Below are 4,240 nucleotides of genomic sequence, written 5' to 3'. Positions count from 1 at the left end.
CACCGTATGGGACCAGATCACGGTCTGTCCAGAGCCGGAAATACTTGTGCGCCAGGTGACAATTCCAGTGCCGTCATGGACAAGGATTGGCTTAATTTCGTGGATTGGGCTGGTTGAATTTCGGATTACTCGAAAATACCCAGTGCCGACGAATCGCGCCACCCTACTCCGGCGATGGCACCGGCGGCCGTGATGTCAGCGCCGTGCCGAAGGCGGCGACAACAACGGCTGCGATCCCGGCCAATTGCGTGGTGGTGAGGCTCTCGTGCAGGAACAGGAAGCCGGCCAGTGCACCCAGCCCCGGCTCCAGGCAGGTCAGCGTGCCGTAGATGCGCGCCGGCATGCGGGTCAGCGCCACCATCTCCAGAAAGAACGGCAACGCGCTGGAAAACAGGCCGACCAGCAGCGCGCTGACCAGGATCGACGGCGACAGCAGCGCGGATCCCGCCTGCGCGATACCGAAGGGCAGCACCAGCACGGCGGCGATGGCCATGCCGTAGGCAGTGGTGCGGGTACCAAGCTCCGCGCCGGCCTTCTGGGCCAGCACGATATAAAGCGCCCAGAAGCCGCCGGCCGCCAGCGCCAGCATCACCCCGATCGGATCAAGCGGCGCGAGGGAATGAACGAAGGGCGACAACAGCAGGATGCCGGCCACCGCCAGCGCGATCCAGGCAAAGTCGCTGGCGCGCCGCGAGCTTAAGGTCGCCACCAGAAGCGGGCCGGTAAACTCCAGCGCCACCGCGATGCCGAGCGGAATCCTGGCCAGCGCTGCGTAGAACAGGAGGTTGAGCGCGCAAAGCGTCACCCCATAGGCGACCAGCCACGGCAGAGTGGCACGCGAGGGCCGCATCTGCCAGGGCCGCAGCACCGCGATCAGCATCAGCGCACCGATGACCAGCCGCAGCGTTGTCGTGCCTTGCGCGCCGATCTGCGGGAACAGGCCCTTGGCGAAGGCGGCGCCGATCTGGATCGACACCATAGCGCCCATCAGTGCTGCGACCGGCAGGGGCGCCGCTTGGCGACTGGCAACCGGCGTCGATGTCACTTGGTTTTGTCCTTCCCCGATGCCAGGGCAGAAACCGCCTGACGGTGTGGAGTTAGGACGAACCAGCCGGCCTGTCGTGAGGCAGCGGCAACTGCTCGCTAGGGCAAGGACTGCAGGCACCCTATGAGTCTCCCGGACCGCGGAGCGTTCATTGCCGCGGCGCACAAGAATAGCTGGAGATGATCCTGTAGGTGCCAGACCGCAACGACACGCTTCAGGCGGTGGCAGCCGAGCGCTTGAAGAGGATGGTGACTTTAGTGCCCTCGCCAGCGCTCGACTTCACGTCGAACTCCGCCTTGGCATTCTCGGTCAGCGAGCGGGCGATCAGCGCGCCGAGTTTGCCGCGCTTGGGCCAGCTCTCGCCCTCCGGCAGGCCAATGCCGTCATCGGCGATCACGATGCGGCAGCCATCGCCGTCAACCACGCTGTGCAGGGTGATCGTGCCGCCGTTGCGCCCCTGGAAGGCATGTTTGAGCGCATTGGTCAAAAGTTCGTTCACCACCAGCCCGGTCGGCATGGCGACGTTGATCGACACCGGATAGGTGTCGACCTTCATGTCGAGGCGGATGCCCTCGACCGCATGCGAGTTCATCACCGCCGACGCGATCTGGCTGAGATAGACACCAAGATCGACCTCATCCTTGTCATAGTCCCCCGACAGCGTCTGGTAGAGGATCGCCAGCGCATCGACGCGACCTGCCAGCCGCTCGAAACGCTTCTGATCCGGTTCGGCCGCGTTGCGCGTCTCCATCCGGATCAGTGCGGTGATCATCTGGAGATTGTTCTTTACCCGGTGCTGCAGTTCGCGCAGCAGCGTGTCCTTCTCGCGGATGCGCTCATCGAGCGATCGCGCATCCTCCGTTTCGCCATGGGCCGAGACGTCGACCAGCGCCACCAGCCGGAAGCAGACCTTGCCATTGTCGTCCTCGATGACATTGGAATAGACGTCGACGATCGCCGGTTGGTCTTCTGTCCGCTCCAGCCGGAACGTGCCGATGAAATCGGTGTCCTCGACCACGACCTCGAACAGCGGCCGGTCCTTCTGCTTGTGCAGGCCGGTGCCGGAAAGCGCCGCCCAGTGTTGCCGAGCGAGCGTCGCCGCCTTGAGGCCGGACAGTTTCTCGAATTCCGGATTGGCATAGACGACACGCTCCTTCGAACCGAGATCCGAGACGGCAATGGCGATCGGTACCTGGTCGAGGAACTTCTTGAACTGTTCGCTTTCCAGCGCGCTGGCAAGGTCCGGCGTTTCGAGCAGCTGCCCGACCGCTTCGGCCTTCTGTGTATCGGATGTCATCTGCGGCGCCTGTGCTGTGTGATCACCATCAATAACAGCGATGCGATCTCCCCGCCATCGCCAAAGCACGAGGCGGCATTTCACGCGCCGTCACAAGTGGTGTGTCGCACAATCTCGAAATCTGCGTAGCCGCGTCGAAATTGACCGAGGCCCAGGGAACCGCTCACGAGGCCGGCTTCGACGCCAGCCTTGGCCCGGTCTTGACGTCGACGATCTCAGGCTTGGCACTGTCCACCGTGCCATCCCAGCCGCCACCGAGCGCCTTGTTGAGGGCGATGTAGTTGGTCGCCAGCAGGACGCGGCTTTGCAGCAGCGAGTCCTCGGCCGAGTAGAGCGAGCGCTGGGCGTCGAGCACATCGAGAAGGCTTGTCTCGCCGGCCTTGTAGAGCGTGCCTTCGAGCCGCGCCGCATCGCCATAGGATTTCGCCGAAGAGGCGAGCTTGCCGATCCGGATGCGCTCCTGCGACAACAGCACAAGCGCGTTCTCGACATCCTCGAGCGCCGTCAGCACCGAAGACCGGTATGCGATGAAATATTGATCGCGCTGCGCCTTGGCGACCTCGACGGCCGCCTGCAATTGACCGGCATTGAACAAGGGCACGCTGAGCGTCGGCCCGAACGACCAGCCGATCGACGAATTCTTGCCGAGATCGCCAAGCTTCAGCGCCGCCGTGCTGATGTCTCCCGTCAGGCTGACCGAGGGATAGCGGGCGGCCTCTGCCTGGCCGATCTTGGCGGTGTATTGCGCATATTGGCGTTCCGCCATGCGCAAATCGGGTCGCGAAAGCAAGAGGTCGGCGGGAATTCCGGTGGGCATCGGCAGGCGTGGTGCAGGGATCGGGGCGACCCGCTTCAGCCGCTCGCTGAGCGAGGCAGGCGGCCGGCCGGCCAGCACGGCGAGACGATGCACGGCCTGGGCATAGCTTGCCTCCAGCGTCGGCACCGCGGCTTCGGTGCTCGCTGCCTGCCCCATCGCCTTGGCGACATCGGCGGCGGTCGCCGTGCCCGCCTGCGCCATGGTGCGGGTAAGTTCGGCGGTCTGCCTTTGCGACGCGGCCGAGCGCCGGGCGAGCGCGATGCGGGCCTGGTAGCCGCGCGCCTGGGTATAATAGGAAGCGACATCGCCGACCAGGGTAAGAAGCGTCGAGCGCAGTTCCTCCTGCGAGGCGTCCAGCCCGTAGCGCGCGGCCTCGACGCCTCTGCGGTTGGCGCCGAACAGGTCGAGTTCCCAGCTTGCATCGAAGCCGGCCTGGTACTCGCTGTAGGTGGCGTCAGAGCCTGATGTGGTCTCGGCTGACTTGTTGCGGGTGGCCGAGCCGGAGCCGTCGACCGACGGCAGCAACGTGCCGGCACTCTGGCGGTAGCTGGCGCGCGCCTCGCGGATTTTTGCCTTGGCGGTGGCGACATCGAGATTGCCGGCAACCGCTTCCTCGACAAGCGTGTTCAGCTCGGGATCGCGCAGCCGCTGCCACCATTTTGACAGTTGCGCCGGCTGGGCAGGCTTTGTCGGCTTGTGGCCGCTCCAGCTTGCTGGCATCGCCAATATGGGCGTCTGATAATCCGGACCGACGACGCATCCCGCGAGCAGGACAGCGGTAATCATAGGCGCAAGAAGCCGCCTCGCGGCCACCGAGCCACGTTCCAAACCTGTCATGTGAAGTTGTCCTTATTGCTGGTTGGCCGTCACCGGCGTCTCGCCCGTATCTGGTTTGGCCGCCCTGCCCTTGAAGATGCGCCGCACGGTGACGAACAGCAGCGGCACCAGGAAGACACCGATCACCGTCGCTGCGATCATCCCGCCCATCACGCCGATGCCGACGGAGTTCTGCGCACCCGAGCCCGCACCGCTGGCAATCGCCAGCGGTGCGGGCTCGGGTGCGCAGAACTCCGTCGGCATC

Annotated in this window: 4 protein-coding genes; all 4 read right to left on the bottom strand. The window is 64.8% G+C overall.

Going from position 1 to position 4,240, the window contains the following annotated elements:
• Nucleotides 1–163: 163 nt before the first annotated feature.
• Nucleotides 164–1,045: a DMT family transporter gene (locus EN893_RS21070; protein ID WP_127269637.1), complete on the bottom strand. Its 882-nt coding sequence runs from the start codon at nucleotides 1,043–1,045 to the stop codon at nucleotides 164–166.
• Nucleotides 1,046–1,259: 214 nt separating this feature from the next.
• A complete protein-coding gene (locus EN893_RS21065; RefSeq protein ID WP_127269636.1) occupies nucleotides 1,260–2,342 on the bottom strand; it encodes a histidine kinase dimerization/phosphoacceptor domain -containing protein in 1,083 nt (360 codons plus the stop codon).
• A 163-nt stretch (nucleotides 2,343–2,505) separates the two neighbouring features.
• Nucleotides 2,506–3,996, bottom strand: a complete 1,491-nt coding sequence (locus tag EN893_RS21060; protein WP_127271114.1) for an efflux transporter outer membrane subunit — start codon at nucleotides 3,994–3,996, stop codon at nucleotides 2,506–2,508.
• 12 nt (nucleotides 3,997–4,008) lie between these two features.
• On the bottom strand, nucleotides 4,009–4,240 hold a 232-nt coding region (locus EN893_RS21055), incomplete at its 5' end, for an efflux RND transporter permease subunit (RefSeq protein WP_164900993.1).

This window comes from Mesorhizobium sp. M7A.F.Ca.CA.004.04.2.1, assembly GCF_004022825.1.
Classification (GTDB): domain Bacteria; phylum Pseudomonadota; class Alphaproteobacteria; order Rhizobiales; family Rhizobiaceae; genus Mesorhizobium.
This window is presented reverse-complemented; position numbering and strand designations above follow the sequence as displayed.

Bases quoted from the DNA above. Each gene is read 5' to 3' on its own strand.
- EN893_RS21060 (WP_127271114.1), bottom strand. From the start codon at position 3,996: ATGACAGGTTTGGAACGTGGCTCGGTGGCCGCGAGGCGGCTTCTTGCG.
- EN893_RS21065 (WP_127269636.1), bottom strand. From the start codon at position 2,342: ATGACATCCGATACACAGAAGGCCGAAGCGGTCGGGCAGCTGCTCGAA.